Origin of the sequence: Gillisia sp. Hel1_33_143, assembly GCF_900104765.1 — a bacterium.
GTDB lineage: Bacteria > Bacteroidota > Bacteroidia > Flavobacteriales > Flavobacteriaceae > Gillisia.
This window is the reverse complement of the sequence record NZ_LT629737.1, coordinates 156,547-183,247: the sequence shown is the minus strand read 5'-3', so window position 1 is coordinate 183,247 and position 26,701 is coordinate 156,547. Positions and strand designations below refer to the sequence as shown.

General features: G+C 34.3%; 18 protein-coding genes. 11 read left to right on the top strand and 7 right to left on the bottom strand.

Translation table 11 applies throughout. The annotated features are described in order from the left end of the window. Positions 1-161 precede the first annotated feature (161 nt). Entirely contained in the window at positions 162-2,702 is a 2,541-nt protein-coding gene (gene uvrA, locus BLT84_RS00820) for an excinuclease ABC subunit UvrA (protein WP_091262198.1), read from the bottom strand. 448 nt (positions 2,703-3,150) lie between these two features. On the opposite strand from uvrA, the gene BLT84_RS16290 reads away from it, so the two are divergent. The 6 genes from BLT84_RS16290 to BLT84_RS00795 all read left to right on the top strand — a co-directional run bounded on the left by BLT84_RS16290 (position 3,151) and on the right by BLT84_RS00795 (position 10,102). Beyond that, entirely contained in the window at positions 3,151-3,273 is a 123-nt protein-coding gene (locus BLT84_RS16290) for a hypothetical protein (protein WP_262490138.1), read from the top strand. Positions 3,274-3,407: 134 nt separating this feature from the next. Next, entirely contained in the window at positions 3,408-4,415 is a 1,008-nt protein-coding gene (sbnA, locus tag BLT84_RS00815) for a 2,3-diaminopropionate biosynthesis protein SbnA (RefSeq protein ID WP_091262196.1), read from the top strand. After that, a complete protein-coding gene (locus tag BLT84_RS00810) occupies positions 4,408-6,195 on the top strand; it encodes an FAD/NAD(P)-binding protein (RefSeq protein ID WP_091262194.1) in 1,788 nt (595 codons plus the stop codon). Before sbnA ends, BLT84_RS00810 begins: the two co-directional genes overlap by 8 nt. After that, the gene (locus tag BLT84_RS00805) at positions 6,195-7,631 is read left to right on the top strand and encodes a hypothetical protein (protein WP_091262192.1); all 1,437 of its coding nucleotides are present in this window, start codon (positions 6,195-6,197) and stop codon (positions 7,629-7,631) included. The genes BLT84_RS00810 and BLT84_RS00805 overlap by 1 nt, the downstream gene beginning before the upstream one ends. A 56-nt stretch (positions 7,632-7,687) precedes the next feature. After that, positions 7,688-9,076, top strand: coding sequence for a DASH family cryptochrome (locus BLT84_RS00800; RefSeq protein ID WP_091262189.1), 1,389 nt, complete (start codon positions 7,688-7,690; stop codon positions 9,074-9,076). A gap of 183 nt (positions 9,077-9,259) precedes the next feature. Continuing rightward, entirely contained in the window at positions 9,260-10,102 is an 843-nt protein-coding gene (locus BLT84_RS00795; protein WP_034888903.1) for a phosphatase PAP2 family protein, read from the top strand. 93 nt (positions 10,103-10,195) lie between these two features. On the opposite strand, the gene BLT84_RS00790 is transcribed toward BLT84_RS00795, so the two are convergent. Both BLT84_RS00790 and BLT84_RS00785 read right to left on the bottom strand, forming a co-directional pair. Beyond that, positions 10,196-10,387, bottom strand: a complete 192-nt coding sequence (locus BLT84_RS00790; RefSeq protein WP_034888905.1) for a helix-turn-helix transcriptional regulator — start codon at positions 10,385-10,387, stop codon at positions 10,196-10,198. Beyond that, positions 10,384-10,797: a hypothetical protein gene (locus BLT84_RS00785; RefSeq protein WP_051931174.1), complete on the bottom strand. Its 414-nt coding sequence runs from the start codon at positions 10,795-10,797 to the stop codon at positions 10,384-10,386. The genes BLT84_RS00790 and BLT84_RS00785 overlap by 4 nt, the downstream gene beginning before the upstream one ends. A gap of 377 nt (positions 10,798-11,174) precedes the next feature. Between BLT84_RS00785 and BLT84_RS16285 the strand changes: the two genes are divergently transcribed. After that, entirely contained in the window at positions 11,175-11,303 is a 129-nt protein-coding gene (locus tag BLT84_RS16285) for a hypothetical protein (protein WP_262490137.1), read from the top strand. Between the two features lie 115 nt (positions 11,304-11,418). Further along, on the top strand, positions 11,419-12,039 hold the full coding sequence (locus BLT84_RS00780; RefSeq protein ID WP_034888907.1) for a DUF4403 family protein: 621 nt from the start codon (positions 11,419-11,421) through the stop codon (positions 12,037-12,039). A gap of 84 nt (positions 12,040-12,123) precedes the next feature. Here the strand turns inward: BLT84_RS00780 and BLT84_RS00775 are convergent, their stop codons facing one another. The 4 genes from BLT84_RS00775 to BLT84_RS00760 all read right to left on the bottom strand — a co-directional run bounded on the left by BLT84_RS00775 (position 12,124) and on the right by BLT84_RS00760 (position 16,738). After that, complete coding sequence (locus BLT84_RS00775; protein WP_091262187.1) at positions 12,124-13,020, bottom strand: universal stress protein; 897 nt, start codon at positions 13,018-13,020, stop codon at positions 12,124-12,126. A 73-nt stretch (positions 13,021-13,093) separates the two neighbouring features. Then, complete coding sequence (locus BLT84_RS00770) at positions 13,094-14,533, bottom strand: hypothetical protein (protein ID WP_034888911.1); 1,440 nt, start codon at positions 14,531-14,533, stop codon at positions 13,094-13,096. A gap of 395 nt (positions 14,534-14,928) precedes the next feature. Then, positions 14,929-16,467, bottom strand: coding sequence for a SulP family inorganic anion transporter (locus tag BLT84_RS00765; protein ID WP_091262185.1), 1,539 nt, complete (start codon positions 16,465-16,467; stop codon positions 14,929-14,931). 88 nt (positions 16,468-16,555) lie between these two features. Continuing rightward, the gene (locus BLT84_RS00760) at positions 16,556-16,738 is read right to left on the bottom strand and encodes a hypothetical protein (protein ID WP_157717875.1); all 183 of its coding nucleotides are present in this window, start codon (positions 16,736-16,738) and stop codon (positions 16,556-16,558) included. A 67-nt stretch (positions 16,739-16,805) separates the two neighbouring features. Between BLT84_RS00760 and era the strand changes: the two genes are divergently transcribed. From era to porV, 3 genes are all read left to right on the top strand, one after another. Beyond that, positions 16,806-17,687 (top strand): GTPase Era, encoded by an 882-nt coding sequence (gene era / locus BLT84_RS00755; RefSeq protein WP_091262182.1) that lies wholly within the window; start codon positions 16,806-16,808, stop codon positions 17,685-17,687. 762 nt (positions 17,688-18,449) lie between these two features. After that, complete coding sequence (locus BLT84_RS00750) at positions 18,450-25,514, top strand: HYR domain-containing protein (RefSeq protein ID WP_091262180.1); 7,065 nt, start codon at positions 18,450-18,452, stop codon at positions 25,512-25,514. A 10-nt stretch (positions 25,515-25,524) separates the two neighbouring features. Beyond that, a complete protein-coding gene (gene porV, locus BLT84_RS00745) occupies positions 25,525-26,697 on the top strand; it encodes a type IX secretion system outer membrane channel protein PorV (protein ID WP_091262179.1) in 1,173 nt (390 codons plus the stop codon). Positions 26,698-26,701: the final 4 nt, after the last annotated feature.

The following is a 26,701-nucleotide window of genomic DNA, read 5'->3' as shown; positions in this document are numbered from 1 at the left end:
AAGGTTTTTATTTAATTGATCTTATTTTTTAAATAGTTATCAAGCTTCTTATATAAAGATCTTACACGTGCTGCTTTTACTTAAATTTATAAAAAAAAAGACAGAACCTTGGGGAGGGCTCCGTCTTAAATTTCTGATCTTCTAATTAAATAAAGTTGAGGCTATTGAGTACCTTTCAGAGTTCGATCTAGATATTTAGCAGTTTTACTTTGCTTATTTTTTGCTACATTTTGAGGGATACCTTCTGCTACAATTTTCCCTCCTTCATCTCCTGCACCTGGACCAATATCTATTACCCAATCACTTCCGGCAATAATTTGCATATCGTGTTCTACAACAATTACCGTATTTCCAGAATCTACTAACCTTGCTAATTGCAATTGTAGCTTTTCAACATCTGTAGGGTGAAGTCCTGTAGTAGGCTCATCTAACACATATAGTGTGTTTGCTCTATTTACCCGCTGAAGTTCTTTAGACAGTTTTATTCTCTGCGCTTCTCCACCGGAGAGTTCTGTAGCTGGTTGCCCCAATCTTAGATAGCCTAGTCCTACATCTTTTAAAACTTTAAGAGTACGATAAACTCTATCTTCATTTTCAAAGAATATTAAAGCCTCATTAACGGTCATACTTAAAACGTCTGCAATATTCTTACCCTGATATTCTACTTCCAAAGTTTCTTCATTATATCTAGTACCATTACAAACCGGGCATGGAGCATAAACACTAGGTAAGAATAATAGTTCTACCATAACAAAACCTTCTCCATCACAATTTGGGCATCTCCCTTTACCTACATTAAATGAAAATCTTCCAGCATTATATTTACGAGATTTCGCCAACTTTGTAGAGGCGAATAATTTTCTAACTACATCAAATAATCCTGTATAGGTTGCTAAATTAGATCGAGGAGTTCTTCCAATTGGTTTTTGATTCACCACTACCATTCTTTTAATATGCTCAGACCCTTCCGAAATTTCACCGCCCAAAGTTTCGATAGTTTCGTTTTGAAGTTCATCCTCTACCTCATCTTCTATCACGGGAGAATTCCCTAAATGATTAGCGATCAATTCTACTAAAACCTGACTTACCAAACTGCTTTTTCCGGAACCAGATATTCCAGTAACGCTTGTTAAAACTCCTATTGGGAAAGAGACATTTAGATTTTCTAAATTATTTCTTGTAACTCCTTTCAGTTTTAACCATCCAGACGGTTCTCGAGCGGTAAGTTGTTTAAATGGAAGCTCATTAAACAAATGTTCTCTGGTCTTAGATCTAGCAACTTCTTTTAATCCCTTAGGAGCGCCACTATATAATATTTCTCCACCACCTTCTCCGGCTTCTGGACCAACATCTACTATCCAATCTGCGTGGCGTATAACATCTAATTCATGTTCCACTATAAATAAAGAGTTCCCTGTGGCTTTAAGGCCATCTAATGTTTTTAATAAAGCTTCGGTATCTGCGGGGTGAAGTCCGGCAGATGGCTCATCTAAAACGTATACTACTCCAAATAAATTACTGCGTACTTGAGTTGCAAGACGCAACCTTTGGTGTTCCCCAGGAGAAAGGCTAGGCGTATTACGCTCTAAAGACAAATACCCAAGTCCTAATTCTATTAATACTTTTACGCGAGCAACAAGATCTTCTGCAATGCGTTGCGCTACCATTCCTTTTTCCTGATGTTTTTTAATTAATTGTATTAATGCAGGAGCAGTACCATTACTATAAGGTGTAAAGATTGAAAGTAATTTTTTTAAAGGTAGTCTTGATATATCTGCAATATCATATCCTTCAAAAGTTACAGATAGCGATTCTTTACGTAATCGCTTACCATGGCAACTAGGACATTCACTACTAAGCATATATTTTGATACTCGCTTTTTCATTAATGCACTTTGCGAATTTGAAAACGTATGGAGTATATGTTTTTTAGCACCAATATATGTTCCCATATAACTTGGCTCCATCTTATTTTTTATTGCCTTCTTAACTTCTTCTTTCCCAAGATCTCTATATACAGGAACTTGTGGCTGTTCATCTGTAAATAAGATCCAGTCTCGGTCTTTTTTAGGAAGATCTTTCCAAGGCACATCTACATCATATCCTAGCGTAACTAAAATATCTCGAAGATTTTTACCCTGCCATGCTGTTGGCCATGCATCTATAGCTCGTTCTCTTATTGTTAAGGTATCATCTGGAACCATACTGCTCTCGGTGACCTCATAAACTCTACCAAGACCATGACATACAGGGCACGCACCTTCTGGGGTATTTGTAGAAAATGAATCTGCATATAATAGTGATTGTCCCTGTGGATAATCTCCTGCCCGAGAATATAACATTCTAAGCAAATTAGACAGCGTGGTTACAGATCCTACAGAAGATCGCGTAGATCCAGAACTGCGTTGTTGCTGTAATGCTACTGCTGGAGGTAAGCCTTCAATTTGATCTACTTCTGGAATAGGCATTTGATGAAATAGTCTTCTTGCATAAGGTGAGACAGATTCAAGATATCTTCTCTGAGCTTCGGCATATAAAGTACCAAATGCTAGAGAAGATTTTCCGGAACCAGAAACTCCTGTGAAAACGACTAATGCATCTCTGGGTATATCTAAAGAAACATTTTTGAGATTATTTTGTCTAGCACCTATAATTTCAACAAATCCTTCTTTGTTCGTCTTATTGTCATGTATATAATCCATAGTAACGATTGGACAATAAATATACCAAGCCCCTTTAAATTTGAGCTATCCCATATCTTTTAGTAAAGTTTAACGAATTCTAATGTTTGGGGATGTTTTAATTTTAAGGTATTTTAATTAGATTAGTTTTGATCTTAAAACGCCTAACTTTTGAACAAAGCTTTTTTAAGATGCCCCCTCTTTATTAAACTTATTTTATACAAACAATTCTCTTATTTTAAAACTTTTCGTACAATTAAGAGCACTATACATTAATTAACTAGTAATCTTTAATTTATGTGAAAATTTTACCAAATAAGCTTAATGTAACCTTAACTTCTGATAATTTTGTAAACCTGAACGTTTTTTTTAGCTCTTATAAAAACTCGTTCAGTAATGTACGCGTCTTTTAAATGATAATTTCAGGTTTGGCATTTTGCTAATATCTATTAATCTTAAACATATAAATATGAAAAAGTTCTTCAGAATATTTACAGTTGCTCAGGTAATTTATCAAGGCTATAGAATGTATAAGGAAAGAAAAGAGAAAAAGCAGGAGGAAAGGTTTGATAGGAAACATGGCACTTTATAACTTATAAAGTTCATCTATTTTAGATAATTATTTTTGTCTATTAAATTTATTCATTCAATGCAGATATGTCATGCTTTGAGTACTTATAAACTGTTTTCAATCCCAATTAGTAGCAATATTCAATTCACATAATAATGCAGCATTCAGAGGTTATACATAATTCAACTTTAAAAAATGTTATTGACAGCATTGGGAATACCCCATTAATAGAGTTGAACAGGGTTTTTACAGCTTCTAACTTTAAGGTGTATGGAAAGATGGAAGCGGCAAATCCAAGCGGAAGTTTAAAAGATAGAACTTCTGTTAATATTTTAAAAGAGGCATTACTTTTAGGTTATATAAAGTCTGGAGATACCATAATCGAGTCTAGTTCAGGAAATATGGCTCTTGGTTTGGCGCAGGCTTGCTTATATTTTAAATTGAAATTGATCGTGGTAGTAGATCCTAAAATCAATTCTCATACAAAGAAGTTACTTAATGCTTACGGAGCAAAAATAGAATATGTTACCAAACCCGATCCGGAAAAGGGATTTCTGGGAGCAAGACTACAAAGAGTTCATGAGCTTTTAGAAAATATCCCTAATAGTTTTTGGACCAATCAATATGGGAATAAGAAAAATCCAGAGGCCCATTTGGTTACTATGAAAGAGATGTTTGGAGCACTGGAAGATCCTTTAGATTATCTATTTGTAACGGTTAGTACTTGTGGAACATTAATGGGGTGTGCAGATTATATCTCACAGAACGGCCTTAAGACAAAACTTATTGCAGTAGATGCTTTAGGAAGTATTTTATTTGGTGATGAAAAATCCAACAGGCTAATTCCTGGTCATGGTTCTAGTGTAAAGTCTAATTTCTTAGATAAGAATTTTGTTCATGATGCTGTAAAAGTAAGTGATCTAGAATGTGTAAAAGGGTGTTGGTCTTTACTAAAGAATGAAGGTATTCTTGCCGGTGGTTCTACAGGTGGAGCCATCTCTGCTATAAATAAATATGCAGACTCAATTCCTAAAGGCAGTTCTTGCGGTATGATTATTTGTGATAGGGGAGAGCGATATCTAGATACAATATATAGTAGCGATTGGATCTTAGATAATTTTAATTCTAAAGATAATAACCTTTCATTTCTTAATAATGAATAGTGGTTATATAGATAGAAAAGAAGAAATTTATAAAGTTGCTATCATTGGATTTGGACCTAAAGGGCTTTATGGCTTGGAAAGATTGCTCGCAGAAATCAATGATAAGATACCTGAGCAGCGTATTGAAATTCACATCTATAATAGAACTAAGTTTTTTGGATCTGGTGATGTTTATAGGAATGATCAGCCTCAGTTTCTTTTGATGAATTATGAAGATAAGAATATTGATATCAATATCGAGGAAGCTCCAAAAATGATTGCTAATATTGCAAGTTTTAGCAGCTGGAAGGCTTCTGCAAACAGTTTTCAATTAGCTTCCAATTCCATTCCCTATTATTCCCCACGCGCTCTGGTTGGTTCTTACCTAGAGCATAGTTATCTTGAATTAACCAAAGCTTGTTCTAAAAATATCACTATCATACCACACATAGATACAATTGTAGATCTTAAAGTTGTAGGTACTAATTATGCTATTAAAACTGAAAATGAAGATTGGGGAATGGATAGATTTTCCAAAATTTTACTTACTACAGGGCATTTTTGGTTTAGACCTGCTGTTTCTAAAGCTAGTAACAGAAATCAAATAGAATTTATTTATCCGGTTACTAAGAATCTAAAAATTATAAATGCAGATACTGCTGTTTGTATAAAAGGATTTGGTTTAACTTTTATAGATACAGTACTAGAACTTTCTGAGGGGAGAGGGGGTATTTTTAAAACTAAACAAAATGGAGATCTAGAATATATTCCTTCTGGGCAAGAACCATCTAAAATTGCTGTTATTACCAGAACCGGCTTGCCTATGATACCCAGAAAAGGGAATAAAGAAAATACTACCCAGCTTCGATATTTCACGCAATCTTTTATAAATGAACTTTTATCTAAGCATAATATAAACTTTGAAAAAGAAGTTCTGCCGGTTGTACTAAAGGATATGTATTATTCATATTACGAGCAATTGTTTGCTAGATATAATAATGAGCTGAGGTTTAATGATGATTTTAAATTAGTTGAAAAACAAGTTTTAGATTTTCATGTAAATAATGATGTACTTGCTTTTGATTGGAAAAAGATCGAGAATTGCTTTTATGATAAATCAATGCTTACTTCAGGAGATATCATAGAAAAAATTAGGCAGGATATTTTTGATGTAGAAAAGAATACGCCTATTTGTGCAGTTTATAATTGCTGGTCTAAGATCAGCCCGATGTTCAATGAGCTATATGTAGCCGGGGTATTAGCGTCAGACTCAAAACATAAGTTCGATTCTTATTATTTTGGACTATTTAACAGGCTTTCTTATGGTCCTCCATTATATAATATGAAAAAGGTTTTAGCACTGGCAGAAGCTGGTATTATAAATTTTGATCATATTAAAAATTCAAAATATCATTTTGATGAGAATTTAAGCAAGCATATTTTAAAGACAGGTTCAATTTCTTCAGAATTTGATATGCTTATAAATGCCACCATCCCTAGAGGTGATTCTAAAAAAAATAGATCTCAACTTTTCACAAATTTAATTACAAGAGGGATTATAACAGAATGCATAGAAAATGAAAATGATGAAAAGTCTTCAAAGATAAAAATGAACACCTTCGGAAATCCTATAAATATCGATGGGATTACTCTTAAGGATATTACATTTTATGGAACCCCCACAGAAGGCAACACCTTTGATAATGATACATTGTCTAGAACACGAAATAATTATGCCTCCTCATGGTCGCGATCTGTAGTTCTGGATATTTTAAAAATGAAAAAAATTGAAACAATATAATGGAATATAGTAAAGGAAATATTGAAAGTGGATTAACTCCTATTACATCCCCATGGATGGATAATTTATTTAATCAAGGAGCTTTGTTAACAGATTTGCTAGAAAAGTATGGTTCACCCATTAATATTCATCAGTTGCAATCTTTTTCAACTAATATTTCAATCTTTAGAGAAGCCTTAGATAACTTAGATCTTTCCTATCAAATCTACTATGCCCGAAAGGCAAATAAATGTACGAGTCTTGTAAAACGTGCATTCCATGATAAAATTGGGGTAGATACTGCGAGCTTTAAAGAGTTACGGCAATGTATTAAGTTAGGTGGAAATTCAGAAAATGTAGTGCTGACCTCTGCTATAAAAACTTCAGACCAAATTGAGCTGGCCATAGAGCATCAGATTCCTATAATTTTAGATAATTGGGATGAAATACTGCTCACTATTAAGACTGCTCGTAAGCTAGGAAAAAAAGCGAATATTGGTTTAAGAATTAGTGGTTTTTCTGTAGCCGGAGAAAAATTGTATAGCAGATTTGGATTTGATATAGATAGTATTAGAGATCTTATATTTAAAGATCTTAAGGAATTAGAAGCTGAAGATGCTTTTGATATTAATGGTTTACATTTTCACTTAGACGGTTATTCCACTTCACAAAGAGGCAAGGCTTTAAGCGATAGTTTAGAATTAGCTGAGGATCTATCGCAGCAAGACATACATATAAAATTTATAGATATTGGTGGTGGGATCACAATGAATTATTTAAAAGATGAAGACGAGTGGAACTCTTTTCAGCATAAATTGAAAGATGCAGTTCTACAAAATAATAATACAGAAACCTTCAATAATAATGGCTTAGGTTTTGAAAATATTGATGGTGTACTAAAGGGAAAACTTAATACATATCCATTTTTTAATAAAGTAAATGGAGTAACATTTTTGGAGGAGGTGTTGCATTTTAAAAATGAAGCTAATCTTTCTAACGCTTCTAGGTTAAAATCTCAAAACATCCAATTTAGAATGGAACCGGGTAGATCTTTGCTAAATCAGGTTGGAATGACGGTAGCAAAAGTTGTGCATCGTAAAAGAGACGCTAAGGGACAGTGGTTGGTAGGTTTAGATATGAATATGAGCCAGATGATGAGTTCTAGTGCAGATTTTTTATTAGATCCCTTTGTGATCTTTAAAGAGGAGGCTTCAGGGCCAGAAGTAGATGTATTTTTTACCGGGGCTTATTGCTTGGAGCGAGATGTATTATTAAAAAGGAAAATAACATTACCCAATTTACCTGCAATAGATGATATTGTAATATTTGTTAATACTGCAGGGTATATGATGCACTTTTTTGAGACAGAAGCACATCTTTTTGATCTCTCAACCAATTTAAGCACCTCTAAGGATTCATCTTTAAACTTGGTGGATTTTGAAGAGGATGCGATGTGAAATGATTAGTTGCTCCACACTTGTAATTACTACTAAAAGCTCAAATTGAAACGTCTATGAAAAGAGGTTTGGTATGGTTTAAAAATGATCTAAGATTGCATGATAATGAAGCTTTGTGCCAGGCAATTTCACAATGCGATGAGCTAGTGTTCTGTTTTTGTGTGGAGCAAGATCTATTTCAAAATTTAGATCTTGGCTTTAGAAAAGCAGATATCAATAGATTTAAATTTTTAGAACAATCTGTTTTAACGTTGAAAAAGAATTTAGAATTTCTTGGAGCACCCCTAATCATTTGTTCAGGTATCGCTGCAGAGCAAATTCCTAAAATAGTTAATGAGTATAACATCAATTTTATTTTTGGAGAGGAAGAATATGCTTCGGAAGAGTTGAAAATAGTTGTTGATGTACAAGATCAACTTCCAAAAATAGATTTTCAATTTTATTGGGGTAAAACTTTATACCATAAGGACGATATCCCTTTTGAGATAGAGAATATACCTTTAACCAGTAAAGCATATAGAATTCCAGCCTCTAAAGAAAGTACCCCTAGAGTGGTCTTTAAAACTCCAACCGCTTTAAATGCAGTTGCAAACGTAAAAAATACCAATTTCCCATCTTATAAATTATTCGGATTTTCTGAAGAGGAGTATAATAATGCTATTCCTTTTGTAGAAGGTGGAGAAGATGCAGGTTTAGAAAGGCTGCACTATTATACGTTTGAATCTGAATTGTTGACAGGCTACAGGTGGACAAGAAATAGATCTGAAGGCTTAGATTATAGCTCTAAGTTTTCGCCTTATTTAGCCTTAGGATGTATATCTCCTAGAGAGATTTATTGGGTAGTTAAAAAATATGAAGAACGCATAAAGAAAAATCAAAGCACCTGGTGGTTGGTTTTTGAACTGGTATGGAGAGATTATTTTACGTTTAAAGGAATGCGATTTGGAGATAAGATCTTTAAAACGGAGGGGTTTAAAAATAGGGACGTAGCTTTTGAAAATAATGAGACCATCTTTAACAGATGGTGTAATGGAAACACAGGAATTCCTTTTATAGATGCGCATATGAGACAATTAAATAAAGTTGGATTTATGAGCAATCGTGGACGTGTAAATTGCGCAAGTTATTTAGTACACGATCTTAAAATAGATTGGACCTGGGGAGCGGCTTATTTTGAAAGTAAGCTTATAGATTATGATGTAAGTGCAAATTGGTTGAATTGGCATGTGCAGGCATATGAGATCTACTATACCAATCCTGTTAACCAATCAAATAAATACAAGGCACAGGAATTTATAAGAACCTGGATTCCGGAGTTATCAGATCTTAATAATTTACAAGTGCTAATACCTTGGGAATATGATATTACAAATTATCCTAAACCCATTGAGCTTTACAGGAAATGGGAAAGATCTATCAACAAGATCAAAAAAGATCTGGGTTAATTTAATACGTCAATAATTCAAATTATCGAACTGCCATTAGAACACATTTCCTTAAAAGCAGGTTGTTATAATTAATGATAATTCTAATCTGCGTATATTTGCTGACTTTAAAAAAATCTGAACTTTAGTTTTAAAAAAGCAGTTTAGCTATTAAATTTATTGTAGAATCCCTACACCATCATTATGAGAAAGCTTCTATTTTTATCTCTTCTTTTTTTAAGTAATTTGGCTATTGCCCAAAATGACAATTTTCTTCCAGATCGTTCTGATGCTACCTTATGGCAAGATTTCACGTATGACATGGGGAATGTTTTTCAGGGTGCTGGTTTTGCTTTTACAAGACCTTTGCATTGGAATGGGGATGATTTTGTAAAGTTGGGAGGGGTTGCAGCTGGAACGGGGCTTATGTATATTTTTGATGACAACATTCAGCGAGAAGCTCAAAATCATAAAGATGAGGTACCAGATGTTCTTTTAGATTATGGCTGGTATGCAGGTAGTCCTCAAAATAATTACGGTTTCACAGGTGCGGTATATCTTACCGGGCTGTTTACTAGAAATGAGAAGTGGCGAAGAATGGGTGTTTTGTTAATCTCTTCTGCAACTGCCACAGGTTTTATTCAGCAAGTTTCCAAATCTGCCGTAGGTAGAGCTCGACCAAAAACAGGTTACGGTAAAAATCATTTTAAACCTTTTGGAGGAAGTGCAGACTACAGATCTTTTCCATCGGGACATGGAGTATTAACTTTTACCAATGCTCATGTTATTGCTAAACAATTTAAAAATCCATATGTAAAAGCCGGTATCTATGCTGTAGGATTAGTTCCCGGAATTTCTAGGATCTATGCAGATGCTCACTGGGCAAGTGATGTTATTTTGAGTTGGGCTATGAGCTATTTTGTGGTTGAAGCTATAGATTTCTATTTGGATAGAAAATACAACGAAAAATTTAATGATAGCGCTAGTAGAACATCACTTACCTTAACATTTACCGGTAATGGAATTGGTGGAAGATTAAGTTTTTAAGTAAACTAAATAGGAATTGTTCTTTCTTAACTATTCATTAATTTTAGTATAGAACCATCCCTAAGATCTAATAATTGTATTTTATGCTATTTATCATTCCATTTGAAATATCTCTTCTATAGACTTTTTAAAAAGATTTGAGATCTTAAAGGCCAACGGTAAACTTGGGTCAAATTTCCCTTTTTCTATGGCATTAATGGTTTGCCTGGATACCTGCACTTTATCAGCGAGATCTGCTTGTGTAAAGTTATATTCTGCTCGAAGTATTTTTATGCAATTTTTCATTGATATCTTCTAGTTCCAAGAAAGGTTGCTACTAGGTATGTAATTCCAATAAGGATCACAAGATGAGAGATGTCTGCATCATAGTTAATGATGTTAGATTGATCTAATAAGGAATAAGCCAAACCTAAGACTACCGCCAACCCTAATGTTATTGCCATTGCTTCTAGCTGAATTTTACGCTGCAATTCATCTAAATGCTCAAAATAATTTCTGTTTACTAAGATCATTACTATTCCCAGTATTACATTTAAACCGATAGCCAGAAGTGTTAAGATAGAATTATCCTCCCATAAAAATAACGGTCCTAAACTAGCCAGTGCCATAGATGCTACCCAAGCAAAGGTCCAAATGGCCAGTTGCGGAATACCTTTTTTAGAACAGTCTCGAATTGATGTTTCTTCTTGTTTCATAATATATGTTTTGTAAAGTTTGTTTTACAAATGTAGTTCAATATTTTAAATAGACAAGTAGTTTTTACAAAAAGTAAAGTTTTATATACATTTAGAGATGATTTAATAAGCTTAAGCGGCAGTGATTTGCTACCTATTTACTAATAGAAATAGTTTCAAAGATTTTATAAATAACATATAATTAGAATAAAATGAGATTTTTATACTTCAATTTCAGTCTTGCTTATGGTACCCTTGTCTTTAATAAAATAACGGAATCATGAAAAATCTATTTAAATTGAGTCTGATCCTTTTAGTATTATCAACAACGCTAAATGGACGTAATAAAGATGACTCAGCGAGTGTGCTAAGTGAAAAGTTCTTAATTTCTTAGATAGATGGGGGTAGATTTGAAAATTAATAGAGATGCAGGTATTATCTCTTGCATGAGAATTATAACTAGGAGAGGGGTAGTAAATCTCTACATTAAAGTTATAGATGTAAATGGAGGTTTTAAAGGATTCTAATTACTGTATGAGTGCGCGTATTTCTGTTAATAATTAGCCAATCTAATTATGCAGTTATTTTATTTCAGTTTTAAAACTGTAATTTTAAAAGCTGTTTAAAACTCAAACCCAAACCATGGAAAATTCTTTTGACGATAATATTGAAATTAAATTACCAATTAGAATAGAAGCCAAAGCTGTAGAAAAGCTTATTCAAACTAAAATGATCGGTGAAAATATCAAGTCTGAAAAAGATGGGGAGGTTACTCATTATGCAGAGGTATTAGATATTCATTTAAGTAAGAGTGAAGACCCAAATTTTGACCTGGCGTTAGATCTTAAATTAAGAACGCTTACTACATTTTTTAAAAATAAAGAATTAGATCTTAGAGTTTACTTATCTCTTGGATTTTCTGAAGAAGAGCAACAAATGTTTATTCAGGATTATAAGATTGATGGGGAAACAGACAATTGGTTAGTAGATAAATTTATTCAAACAGTTGCTAATAACGTATTGTACTCTAAAGTTAAGAGTAAAATGAATTTTAAAATTCAGCCGTTAATAGAAAAGCAACTTTTAGAGCTTAATGAAAAATTAAGAAACAAGTTAGAGGCACGAGATGGAATATATTTGTTAGGGGCACTAAGTACGTTAAGAGTTTCAAATCTTACTATGGATGAGGTACATTTTTATTTAGACATTCTTGTAAAAGGTTCTGCATTAGTGGAAATCACAAAACTAGATGCGCCTGCGTAGGAATGAGACATTAGCAAAATATTTTAGGTATAATTCAGAGTTTTAGTAGCGCCTATTTTAATAATTGAAATTAATTATAGAAACCTAAGATTTAGGATTCATGTTAATACTAAGAACCGGATAGTTAAAGGTACTTAGCAAGCTTTCCGTAATACTAGGGCTAAAGAGATTATTAATTACAGATCTTCCATGGGTTATTGTAGCAATTAGATCTGGCTTTTCCTTAGCTAGATATATTGCAATTCCACGTTTCTCATTTAAAGCATCAACAATAAAAGTTTCTACCCTATCTACAACTTTATCTTCCATAAATTTTTGAATAGATAATTCTATCTCCGGAGTTTCTTTAAAGTTATAAGGAACGTTTATATAGAGAAGTTTTACTCTAAGTTTTATAGACAGTGCAAATTTAAATAATAGGTCAAAAGTGGGTTTACTATCTTCTTGAAAATCTGAAGCAATAATAATTTCATTCAGCAATCTACAATCATTATTTTCTCTTACCGCTAATACAGGAATGCTAGAATGCTTAAGGGTATTGAAAGTGTTGGACCCAAAAATTTGTTCCATTCCCACTTCCCCGTTAGTACCCATCACAATTAGTTGATAGATATCTGCATTTATATATTTGTGCAATTCTCCAATTTCAGAATCATAAATAAGAGAGTAGCTGGCATCTATACCACTCTTGGTAATATCCATTACCATTCTATTCAATGTATCTTTTGCAGAATTTAGTTGTGATCTTACTTCAGGGTAAAGATCTTCATTCTTTAGAGAAATTTCTTTCCATGAAATTGGAGTGGAAATAAGATGTATAAGAACGAGTTCTGCATTTAAGCGTTTTCCAATCTCAACTGCATATTTCACAGCATTCTTAGAGATATTAGAGAAATCTACAGGGATCAATATTTTTCGCATCATCTTTATTTTAAAATAAAGATACGAGGAAGAATATTCTGAAATAATGATTAAAATCATATTCCAGAATATTAGCCAATTGATTGATAATTTGTGCGTTTGCTTTAAAATTTTTTTTTAACTGAAATATAATTTACAGATCGCTTTTTTCCTGAAACAGATGTCTATCTTGTATTAATTGAGCTGTATTTTGAGGTAATTTATCTTCCCATCCAGCTTCTCCGTTTATAATTTTATGATACACTTCGCGAGCGTCTATATCTAAAGTTTCTGGGTCATAATCTACAATATCTACCACCCTTCCGTTCTGTTTGAAATATTTATAAAGCTCCTTCATTCTAGGGTGAAGTTTTAAATTTTCACTCGTAGTGATCTCTCCTGTTTCTTTATCTTTAAGAGGATACAGGTAGATCTTCAAGCTTTTAAAGAACAATTTACCAAACGCCTCTAGAATTCCACCGCTTAACTGTCTATAGTAGCTATCATCAAAAATATCGAGAAAGGTTTTCACCCCCATGGTTAATCCCATTCGTTCTTTGGTATATTGTGCAAAGTATTCTACCACTTTATAATATTCCTGAAAATTAGAGATCATCACGGTTTGACCCAAAGAGCATAATAAAATGGCTCTATCCATAAAATCTTTTTCATCTATCTCCCCTTCAGCTCTAAGATTTGAGAGGGTAATCTCAAAAATAACGATGGTATTTTCTTCTTCCACCTTCTTTTCATTGAGAAACATCTTTAATGATTTCTCGTACATGCTCATGTTCACTTTAGTCACAGGTCTAAAACTACCTCTAAGTGTAAGGATGTTCTTTTTATAAAGGGCATTGGCGGGTAGAATATTGGTGCCATCTGGAGCGAACATTACCGCATCTGTCATCCCATTTTTTACGAGAACCAAACTCATAAGTCTGTTGTCTACTTCTTCAAAAACAGGTCCTGTAAAATTAATAGTGTCTATTTCTATTCTGTCTTTGGATATATGATCATAAAGATGAAGCAGCAATTCTTTTGGATTGTCATGAAAATAGTAAGCACCATAAATAAGATTGACTCCCATAGTTCCCAAGGTAATCTGTTGTAAGGCAGCATTGGTCTCGTGAAATTGTATATGGATGATTATCTCACTATATTCTTCTTTGGGTTTGGTTTGAAATCTAATTCCTAGCCAGCCATGACCTTTATATTTTTTTGCAAAATCTATGGTGGCCACGGTGTTAGCATAACTAAAGAAAAGCTTATCTGGATGCTTCTCTCTAGAAACTCGTTCTTCAATTAGCCCGGTTTCATAGGCCATCATGCTTTTAAGACGAGTTTCTGTTACATACCTACCATCTTCTTCAATACCATAAATAGCATCGCTAAAATCCTTGTCATAAGCACTCATTGTCTTTGCAATAGTGCTTGAAGCATCTCCAACTCTAAAAAAATTTCGAACAGTTTCTTGTCCAGCGCCAATTTCAGCAAAGGTTCCGTAGATATTCTCATTCATATTGATTCTCATCACTTTGTTCTGAATAGAGAGCGTTTGTTCAAATTCTTTATCTCCTTTTATACGATATGGCATAGCTATAATTCTTAGTTGGTTTAAATTTAAGAAGATAAAATTATATCAGTACCAACTTTATCATAATGATGTGTCTAAAAAATGGGCTACTATACAATTCACTAATTTTGAAGAATCTAATTTGATGCTCGCGATCGATCGAATTAAGTTACAATGGTTAGAGTGTACAATAATTCTTTGTGCAAATAGCTAATTTCAATTATTTGGAAAAGAAATCTATAAAATTAAAGAGAATTTAATAGCTGAAGAATTTAGAAAGCCCACAAGAAAAGACTCGAGTTCTTAAGATTTATATATTGAGAAATATCTTAAAAAAAGATTTAAAGAAAGTTAGACTAAGGGGCTTGAAGGCTAGTAATTAAAAAGGCCATTCTTTATTGAACGGCCTTGCTAATTTAATTTTCATCTACAACTACTTTGTAAGTAGGATCTTCTAAGATATTTACATCTATAATATCATTCGCATTGCTCAGTAATCTTCTACAGTCTTTACTAAGGTGTCTTAAATGAACTTTTTTACCCACTTTTTGATAGCGTTGTGTTAATACATTTAGCGCTTCTATAGCAGACATATCAGAAACACGACTGTCTTTAAAATCTATAATTATTACATCTGGATCATCAGCTACATCAAATTTCTCTGCAAAGTTTGTAGTAGAGGCAAAAAATAACGGTCCGTATATTTCGTAATGTTTCACACCATCTTTATCAATAAATTTTCTAGCTCTAATTCTTTTAGCACTCTCCCAGGCAAAGAACAATGCTGAAAGTATTACACCTACTAGTACAGCTAATGCCAGGTTATGTAAGATTACAGTTATGGCGGCTACTATAATTACCAAAAAAATATCCTTTTTAGGAACCTTGTTAAATATCTTTAAACTTACCCACTCAAAAGTACCTATGGCAACCATTATCATTACTCCCACCAAAGCAGCCATTGGTAATTTTTCTATTACCGGTGCTCCAAATAAGATTATTACCAGTATGGTTAGGGATGCGATAATTCCAGATAAACGCGCTCTAGATCCTGCAGATAGGTTTACTAAGGTTTGAGCGATCATTGGGCAACCACCCATTCCGAAGAAAAAACCATTTAAAATGTTAGAACCTCCCTGAGCAATGCATTCTCTATTTCCATTTCCTTTAGTTTCAGTAATTTCATCAACCAGGTTTAAGGTTAATAAGCCTTCAGTTAAACCTACCGCAGCCATTATCATGGAGTACGGAGCTATCAACTTCAATGTTTCCCAGTTCAATGGAATGTTGGGAATATGAAAAGGTGGAAATCCACCACTTACAGAGGCGATATCTTTTACCGTTTTAGTATCAATTCCTAAGAAATAAACCAAAACAAACACTACTATAATAGCAACTAAAGAAGATGGAACCGCTTTGGTAATTTTTGGTAATAACACTACTATAGCAATTGTTAAGGCAACTAAACCTGCCATAATGTAAAGTGCAGTTCCAGACAACCATGTAACATCTCCATTTACAACTGTTTTAAATTGCTCTAATTGAGACATAAAAATGATTATAGCCAGTCCATTTACAAACCCGAACATTACAGGGTGCGGAACTAACCGTATAAATTTACCTAGTTTAAATATTCCTATTAATAATTGAAATACTCCAGCTAAAGCCACTGCGGCAAGTACATACTCCAGTCCGTCTGAATTCATCAAGGCGATTAATACTATAACTGTAGCACCGGCTCCACCAGAGATCATTCCTGGTCTACCTCCAAAAATGGCAGTTACTAAACCAGCTATAAAAGACGCATATAATCCCATTAATGGAGGGAAACCTGCTAGAATAGCAAACGATAAGGACTCAGGGATCATGGTCATAGCTACCGTTAAACCTGCTAAAACTTCGGTCTTATAATTTACCTTTTGAGAAAAATCAAATAAATTGATAACCTGCTTCATAAAATTCTGATTAAAATATTGGGGGTGTAGTGATAAAAGATGAGTAGTGGCAATGCCTCTACATTAAAGAAAAGTTTTCATCTCCCATTTAGGGTGGGGTAATGGGAGATGATATTAAATGCTTTGCCTGTTTCATAAGAGCGTGCAAAAATAGAATTTTTATTTTGAAACCACTAAGCAAGCGTTTAATTTGTTGATTAACATTGTGATACATTCTTATTGCTTCTCCAAATACATGAAAATCAATTGGATCAAGTTCTGCATCTTTCAATTTGAGAAAATCAGAAAAAGTTAGGAAGCCCATACTAAATAAAATATCTTTGCAAAAATGATTTATTATGGCACATAAGGCAGGATTTGTAAATATTATTGGAAACCCTAACGTAGGAAAATCTACTTTGATGAATGCTTTTGTTGGAGAAAGACTATCTATTATTACTTCAAAAGCGCAAACTACGCGTCACAGAATCTTAGGAATTGTGAATGGGGAGGATTTTCAAGTGATATTAAGTGATACTCCGGGTATTATTAAACCTGCGTATGATTTGCAACAATCTATGATGGATTTTGTAAAATCTGCTTTTGAAGATGCCGATGTGCTTGTTTATATGGTGGAGATTGGAGAACAAGCTCTTAAAGATGAAGCGTTTTTTAATAAGATCATCTATGCTAAAATTCCGGTGCTTTTATTATTGAATAAGATAGATGTTTCTAATCAGGAACAACTAGAATCACAAGTTCAATACTGGACAGAAAAAGTACCTAATGCAGAGATCTATCCTATTTCTGCACTCCAGGGATTCAATGTTTCAGAAGTATTTAATAGAGTAGTAGAACTTATTCCTGAATCTCCTGCATATTATCCAAAAGATACCTTAACAGACAAGCCAGAACGATTTTTTGTAAACGAGATCATTCGTGAAAAGATCTTAATGCATTATAAAAAAGAAATTCCATATTCTGTAGAAATCGACACCGAAGAATTTTTTGAAGATCCTGAGATTATCAGAATGCGAAGTATAATTATGGTTGAGCGTGAGACCCAAAAAGGGATTATCATCGGTCATAAAGGAGCTGCACTAAAAAGAGTAGGGGTAGAAGCAAGAAAAGACTTGGAAAAATTCTTTGGGAAGCAAGTGCATTTAGAGCTATATGTAAAAGTTAATAAGAACTGGAGAAATGATTCTAAACAGTTAAAACGTTTCGGATATAATAAATAGACTGTAATTTCTATTTGAAAATAGATTTAAAAACCCGATAATCAGAAGATTATCGGGTTTTTTTGCTTTTAATCGTGTGTTTTAACGATTATATCTGCGTTTTATCGATTTCTCAATCATAACTAGTTTAAGATAAAATGTTAGTTATGAGCGTTTTAGCTATTATTTTTGTTTTTAGTCGATTTATAAGGGTGTTTTCCCCCTCTTCTTAATAGTTTAATTCTGATATCTTTGGGATTTCATTAACAACTATTTAATAGAACGTTAAATAATTTAACAGTTCACTTGGTGTAAAGGAAAATTAGCTAAGATATAACTTGGCTATCTCGGCTTTATTTTATCTAAAAATTTGTCCCTATTTCTCAATGGATATTAATAATAAGTTTTCTGTTGTTTTGTCTAATAAAGCAAAGAACCACTCGAAAAAGATTTCTTTTCATGAGAGGCTTTTTTCATTCTCAATACTAATATTTTAAAACTACCGAATATATAATCCAATCTTTATGAAACAAAACTACTTTTTAAAATTCATTTCTTTAATCCGCTTATGCCTCACAGGAATGGCTTCCATTGCCAAAATACTTTTGTCATCTTCAACAACAAAAGTTCTTCATGCAATTATAGAAGTAATATACAGCTATATTCAATTCGCTAAAGTAGATGGTAAAATCGATCAGGATCTATTAATTATTAAATAAATACAATCTTCTTCCAAAATAGTTTTTAATTCTACAAAACTTAATACAATCAATTAATTTATATATGAAAAGAATAATACTATTAACAGCATTCTTGCTAATGAGTTTAGCAAGTTATGCGCATGCTGTACAAACATTTTGGGAACTCCGTGATGATGGTACGATACGCTTTTGGTTAGAACATTGGCATGGAGATGTTAATGCAAATACTATGATGAGTTATTACATCGTAGTAGATCAAGGTAATGGTCAGGAAAATATAGCAGCTTCTGGATATTATAATAATACAGATTTTTCCAATCTAGACGTTCAAGGCGCTGTAAATAATAGATTTCAATGTGGAAGTGCTAATGGTTATGGCGATTGGGTATATTATGATTTTTATCCAAGTAAATGTAATGAAACCGTAACAATAAGCTTTGTAGGAGCACCACCTTCAGAAACGACTCCAGAATGTCCAGGATTATACGGTTACTCTATTACACAAACTTTTTATGATAAGTCTGCACCTATTGTAAATGCAAATGATCTTGATGTCTCTGTAAATCAGAAAAGCTGTACATATTCAGCTGGATCATTCAGTAATGTAACAATTACAGATAATTGTGATAGTGATCCAAGTGTAATTTATTCAGTCTCTGGATCTGCTATTGATCCTGCTTCATACAGTTTTCCTATTGGGAGTACAATTGTTACAGTTAAAGCAACAGATAATACAGGATATCCTAATAATTATACTACGACCCAGACTTTTAAGGTAAATGTTTCTGATTTGGAACCACCAGCTTTCAATTTATATGGCGATGGTTCTATAGATAATCCTTTTATTACTTTACAATCAGAAGTGGTTGGGAAGGTTGCTAGTGGAACCTATTATTTTAAATTCAACAATAGTACTTTTCAAGGAGTCTTAGATAATGAAACTGACGGAGGAGGTTGGTTAATGATTTTGAATTATGTGCATGAAGGTGGAACCAATCCAAACCTAAATGTTAGAAATTCAAACCTACCTTTATTGGGAAGTTCTACTCTTGGCGATAATGAAGCAGCTAGCTCAACTTGGGGTCACTTTGGTAATACTCTAGCAGCAGCTTTAGATTTTGAAGAGGTGCGTTTTTATGGACAAACATCTCTTACTACTAGCGGTATAGTTAATTTTACTTCTAAATACCCTGCAGCAATAAATTATATAAAAACAGGAACAGGTTCATTTGCAGGTATTAATAATGCCGTAAATTATACACTGCTTGGAAATCATTCTGCGACTATTCCAGCAAATGCACCCGACGTATATAGTGATCAAGGTGATTTAGCTCTGACTAATTTTCCTTTTTGGAGACAAGCTCAAGCTCATTGGGGTATTAAAGGAGATGGAATACGTTGGGAAGTTGATGGATATCCTAATAATTTTAATAATAGCACTATCCATAGAGTATGGGTAAGAGGTGATCTTTCACCAGCAGAATCAGAAGTTAAAACTGAAATCACTATTGAGTTAGATGAAAATGGAAGTGCAAGTATTTCTGCATCAGATTTTAATATAACTGCTTTAGATAATTGTGGTTCGGTAACTTATAGTTTGAGCCAGACAGATTTGGATTGTTCAAATATTGGAGCTAATACCATCCAATATATAGCGACAGATGAAAAGGGTAACAATTCAAGTATAGATGTAGTTGTTAATGTAGAAGATAAAACTGCTCCAACAATTACCTGTCCTGGAAATATGGAATTAGATAATGATCCAGGTATAGATGGCGCTGTTGCAACATATAACGTGCTGGTATCAGATAATTGTGAAATTCCGCAACCTGAAAAGGCAGATTTTACGACTTTAGGATCGTTTGAAGGTAAATTTTATTATTTATCTAATGCTAGCTTCTTACCGGGAGATGCGTTTACTCATGCAGATCTAAATAGTGGAAATATTGTTTCTATTAATAATGCTGCTGAAAACAAGTTCCTAGACGATGCTGTAAGTATAAATAATGTATTGATTGGGCTTACAGATTTAGAGGTGGAAGGTAAGTTTGTTTGGGAAAATGGAGAAGCTCTAACCTATACAAATTGGAATCCTAACGAACCTAATAATAGTGGAAATGAAGACTACACCGAATTATATGGAGGCGGTAAGTGGAATGATATGCTTGGAACAGATATCAGACAATATATTTTAGAAGTAACCATGGCAACTCAAACTGCTGGTCTCTCAAGCGGAAGTGAATTTCCTATAGGAACTACTACCAACACATTTGAAGTAACCGATGCTTCAGGAAACAAATCTACGTGTAGTTTTGATGTTGTTGTGAAAGATGTAGAAGCACCTAAAGATTATACGGTAAGTATAAATCAGGCTGATATAGATGACACTAACGAAACAGCGGTAAGTTTTACATTTGCAGCTGCTGAAGTTGGAACTACTTACAATTATACTTTTAGTAGTGAAAATGGAGGTGCAGATGTTTCTGGCTCAGGAACAATTTCAACTGCAACAGACCAGATTACTGGAATAGACCTTAGCAGATTGGAAGACGGAACTATTACGCTTTCAGTAACACTTACCGACGAAGCTGAAAATGAGGGGATTGCTGTTACAGATACTAAAGTTAAAAATATTAATGAAGCTCCGGTAGCAGTTTGTAAAGCGTTTACAGCTCAATTGGATGATTCTGGAAAGGTAACTATTACTGCAGAAGATGTAGATGGTGGTTCTAGCGATGAGAAAGAAGGATTTACCTTATCTCTGGATAAAGACACATTTACTTGTTCAGATCTTGGGGAAAAACAAGTAGAATTAACTATCACAGATAGTGATGGAGCTAAATCTAGCTGTTTTGCTACGGTAAAAGTGGAAGATAATATAGCACCTGTGATAACTAGTATTGAAGAAATCGAGGTTGATACTGATACTGCAATATGTGGTGCTGTAGTAGATTATGATATTACTGCTTTAGATAATTGCGAGATTCCTCAGCCTGTTAAGCCTAATTTCACAGCTTTAGGATCATATAACGGAAAGTTCTATTATTTATCAAATTCGATGTTCAATCCAGAAAGTGCATTCTTAGATGCAAAATCTAATGGAGGTTATGTTGTAGCAATAAATGATGCTTCTGAAAATCAATTTCTAGCTGAGGTTGTACTTGTGAATAATGTGATGATCGGGCTTACAGATAGAGAGGTTGAAGGTCAATATGTTTGGGAAAATGGGCAAGCTGTTACCTATACAAATTGGTACGCTGGCGAACCTAATAATAGTGGGAATGAAGACTACGCTGAATTGTATTTAGGAGGTAAGTGGAATGATATGCTTGCTACAAATAGCAGAAAATATATTTTAGAAGTATCCATGGCAACTCAAACTGCTGGTCTTGCTTCTGGAAGTGTTTTTCCGGTAGGAGCTACAACAAATACTTTTCAAGCAACAGACGCAAGTGGTAATAAAACTACTTATAGTTTTGATGTTATAGTTACAGATAATGAGAGCCCTAAAGCTGTTACAAAAAACATAACCGTAGAATTAGATGAAACGGGAAGTGTAACGATAGAGCCTTCACAGATTGATGATAATTCAACCGATAATTGCTCAATTTCTTCACTTAATTTTGGAGGAGATAACTCTCTTTATGCAGAAGTAAACGAAGGTCAAGATTTATCTATCACACTACCTCAAGATAAGGTGGTAACTTCAGTAGAATTTGCAAGCTATGGAACTCCTACAGGTACTGCTGGGAATTATGAAATTGGAACTTGTAATGCAACAAATTCAAAATCTATTCTAGAGGGGTATGCCTTAGGAAAAAATAGCTTTACAATTCCTGCTACCAATGCAGTATTTGGAGATCCTTGCAGCGGTACATACAAAAGGCTATATGTTTTAGTAGGTTATGAAAATTTAGAAAGCACTCAAACATTAACGTGCAGCGAAGTTGGTGATAATACGGTGACGTTGGTTGTAACCGATGTAAATGGTAATGTTTCGACGGAAACTGCTATAGTAACAGTAGAAGATAAAGTTGCTGCAATAGCAGTTGCAAAAGATATCACTGTTCAATTAAATGATACTGGAAATGTTGCAATTACTGCTGAAGATGTTGATAACGGATCTTCTGATGCTTGTGGAATTGCTTCAATGAGCGTTTCACCAAACAGTTTCACTTGTGCTGAGGTTGGAGAGAACTCAGTTACTTTAACTGTTATTGACAAAAATGGAAATGAATCTACCACTACTTCAACAGTAACAGTAGAAGATAAAGTTGCTGCATTAGCAATTGCAAAAGATATCACGGTTCAATTAGATGAAACAGGAAATGTTGCAATCACTGCTGCCGATGTTGATAACGGATCTTCGGATGCTTGTGGAATTGCTTCAATGAGCGTTTCGCCAAACAGCTTCACTTGTGCTAATGTTGGAGAGAACACTGTTACTTTAACTGTTATCGATAATAACGGAAATGTAGCTACCACAACGTCAACAGTAACAGTAGAAGATAAAGTTGCTGCAATAGCAGTTGCGAAAGACATCACGGTTGAATTAGATGAAACTGGAAACGTTGCAATTACTGCTGCAGATGTAGAAAATGGATCTTCTGATGCTTGTGGAATTGCTTCAATGAACGTTTCGCCAAATAGCTTCACATGTGCTGAAGTTGGAGAGAACACAGTTACTTTAACTGTTATCGATAATAACGGAAATGTAGCTACCACAACGTCAACAGTAACAGTAGAAGACAACGTTGCTGCAATAGCAGCTGCAAAAGACATCACGGTTCAATTAGATGAAACAGGAAATGTTGCAATTACTGCAGCAGATGTTGATAATGGTTCTTCTGATGCTTGTGGAATTGCCTCGATGAGCGTTTCGCCAAACAGCTTCACGTGTGCTAATGTTGGAGAGAACACAGTTACTTTAACTGTTAGTGATGTTAACGGAAATGTAGCTGCAACCACCTCAATAGTTACCGTAGAAGATATAGTTGCTGCAGTTGCTGTTGCAAAAGATATCACTGTTCAGTTAGATGAGACTGGGAATGTTGTAATTACTGCTGCAGATGTAGATAATGGATCTTCTGATGCTTGTGGAATTGCTTCAATGAGAATCTCACCAAATAGCTTCACATGTGCTGAAGTTGGAGAGAATACAGTTACTTTAACTGTTATCGACAACAACGGAAATGTCACTACAACAACATCAACAGTAATCGTAGAAGATAAAGTTGCTGCAGTTGCTGTTGCAAAAAGCATTACGCTTCAATTAGATGAGACTGGAAAAGTTGCAATTACTGCAGCAGATGTTGATAATGGTTCTTCTGATGCTTGTGGAATTGCTTCAATGAGCGTTTCGCCAAATAGCTTCACGTGTGCTGAGGTTGGAGAAAACACTGTTACATTAACTGTTATCGATGTTAACGGAAATGTAGCTACAACAACGTCAACAGTAACCGTTGAAGATAAAGTTGCTGCAGTTGCTGTTGCAAAAGATATCACTGTTCAGTTAGATGAGACTGGAAAAGTTGCAATTACTGCAGCAGATGTTGATAATGGTTCTTCGGATGCTTGTGGAATTGCTTCAATGAGCGTTTCGCCAAATAGCTTCACATGTGCTGAGGTTGGAGAGAACACGGTTACTTTAACGGTTATTGACAAAAGCGGAAATGTAGCTACAACTACCTCAACAGTAACCGTAGAAGATATAGTTGCTGCAGTTGCTGTTGCAAAAGATATCACTGTTCAGTTAGATGAGACTGGAAAAGTTGCAATTACTGCAGCAGATGTAGACAATGGATCTTCTGATGCATGTGGAATTGCTTCAATGAGCGTTTCGCCAAACAGCTTCACTTGTGCGGAGGTTGGAGGGAATACAGTTACTTTAACTGTTATTGACAAAAACGGAAATGAATCTACCACAACTTCAATAGTAATCGTAGAAGATAAATTTGCTGCTATTGCAGTTGCTAAAAACATCACGGTTCAATTAGACGAAACCGGAAAGGTCGCAATTACTGCAGCAGATGTAGATAACGGATCTTCTGATGCTTGTGGAATTGCTTCGATGAGCGTTTCGCCAAATAGCTTTACCTGTGATGAAGTTGGAGAGAATACGGCTACTTTAACCGTTATCGATAACAACGGAAATGTAGCTACGTCCACTTCAACAATAACAGTAGAAGATAAAATCAAGCCTGTACCTTCAATATCAATATTAGAAGATATCACGGCAGAGTGTAGTGTAGAGCAAGCAGATGTTCAAGTTCCTACCGCTAAAGATAATTGCAATGGTGCAGTGAAGGTGACAAACAATGTGACTTTCCCTATCACTGCTAGCGGACTTACTACAATTACTTGGAGTTTTGAGGATGCAAGCGGAAATGTGACTACTCAAACTCAAAAAGTTACTATTAAAGATGAAACTGCTCCGGTACCAGATGCAGCTGAATTATCTGATGTAGTAGTAGAGTGTTCTATTGAGAATATAGAAGTTCCAACGGCTACTGATAATTGCAGTGGAGTTATTACTGCTATTACAAACGATGCTTTGTCTTATTCTGATGCAGGTGAGTATATGATCTTATGGGAATTTACCGATGCAAGTGGTAATACGTCTACTCAAGAGCAGTGGATTACTGTTAAAGATGTTACTACGCCAGAAATGAATACTAAAGATATTACAGTGAGTATGTTTCAAAATGAGCCGGTAGTGATTTCTCCGGAAGATATTGATGCTGGAAGCAGTGATAATTGTAGTGAGGTTACTCTTAATCTAGATAAAGATACTTTTAATGAGCCTGGAGAATATTTGGTTACTTTAAGCGGAACAGATGCAGCAGGAAACATTGGCAGTGCTACTGCTTTAGTAACTGTGAAGAGAGATGTGCCAGATGCTAAAGGAGAGATGCACGTAGTGCCATCTATTTTAACTGGAACTACAATGACTAAAGTGATCGCTCCGTTAAATTCTCAGATCTATGGCGTTCAGATTTTAGAAACTGAAACCAATAAATACAAAACCATCTCTGGGAACAAACAGCAAACTATGATGATAGATGTTGCTCCAATGAGAGGAACACTATTGGTTAGAATTACCGACCAGACAGGAAAAGTACATCTTAAAAAAATAATCGTATTGTAATTGAATCACTATGAACATTAAAAATATATTAGTAAGTCTAACTGTTTTACTAGCTGGAATTTCAGCTGAAAGCCAAGAACTAGTGCGCCCCGTAATTACGGGGGCACCATTTCTTCAAATTGTTCCAGATGCACGTGCAGGAGGAATGGGTGAAGTTGGGGTATCTAGTTTGCCAGATGCTTTCTCACAATTCCATAATCCGGCTAAATTTCTTTTTATGGAAGAAGGAGCACAAGGAATTGGATTATCGTATATCCCAAAATTTATTGGATATGCAGATGATATTTTCTATGCCAATGCAGGATATTTCAATAAGTTGAATGATAGATCTGCCATTAGTGCCTCCTTAACTTATTTTAGTTTTGGAAGTGTAGATATGGAAGAAGAAATGGGTGGCGAGATCATTTCTAAAGGGAGTTTTGTTCCGAACGAATTAGCCTTAGAAGGTGCTTATAGCTTAAAATTGAATGAGAAATTTGGTATGTCTGTAACTGGAAGATACATTAGATCTGATATTTCGGACAATCAGGCGAATGCAATGGTGAGTTTAAAAACCGGACAGGCAGTAAGTGTAGATGTGGCTGGTTATTATACTTCTGTTCCTTTTGATCTTCACCAAAATAGATGGACTTTAGGTTTTAACCTTAAAAATGTAGGTTCTAAATTGAAGTATTCTGACGAGACTGGATATGACTATCCGCTTCCTACTTATTTAAAAATTGGAGGTGGTTACCATGTAGCAAGTTCAAAAACAGATTACATTTCTTTCTATGCAGAAGCTATGAAGTTTCTAGTTCCTGCAACAGATGATAACCGTAATCTACCTACCGATAGTGCTATTGGAGGAATATTTAATTCTTTTACAGATGCCCAAGATGGTTTTTCTGAAGAGCTTAAAGAAGTAATACTTTCTTTAGGTGCCGAAGTGAGTTTCAATGACAATTTTTCTTTTAGAACAGGGTATGTAACTCAGAATAAGGAAAAAGGATTTAGAAATCATATCACGGTTGGAGCAGGGTTGAAGTTAAATCAGTTTATGTTCGATTTTGCTTATCAAAGTCCTATTTCAGATAACGTAGTGTTTGATAATGATAAAGTTTTAAAGCTTTCCATCAGCTTTAAATTTAATAATAGTAATAGAAAACAAGTAACCGAACCTACAGAGGTAGATGCTGCTTTGTAGAACA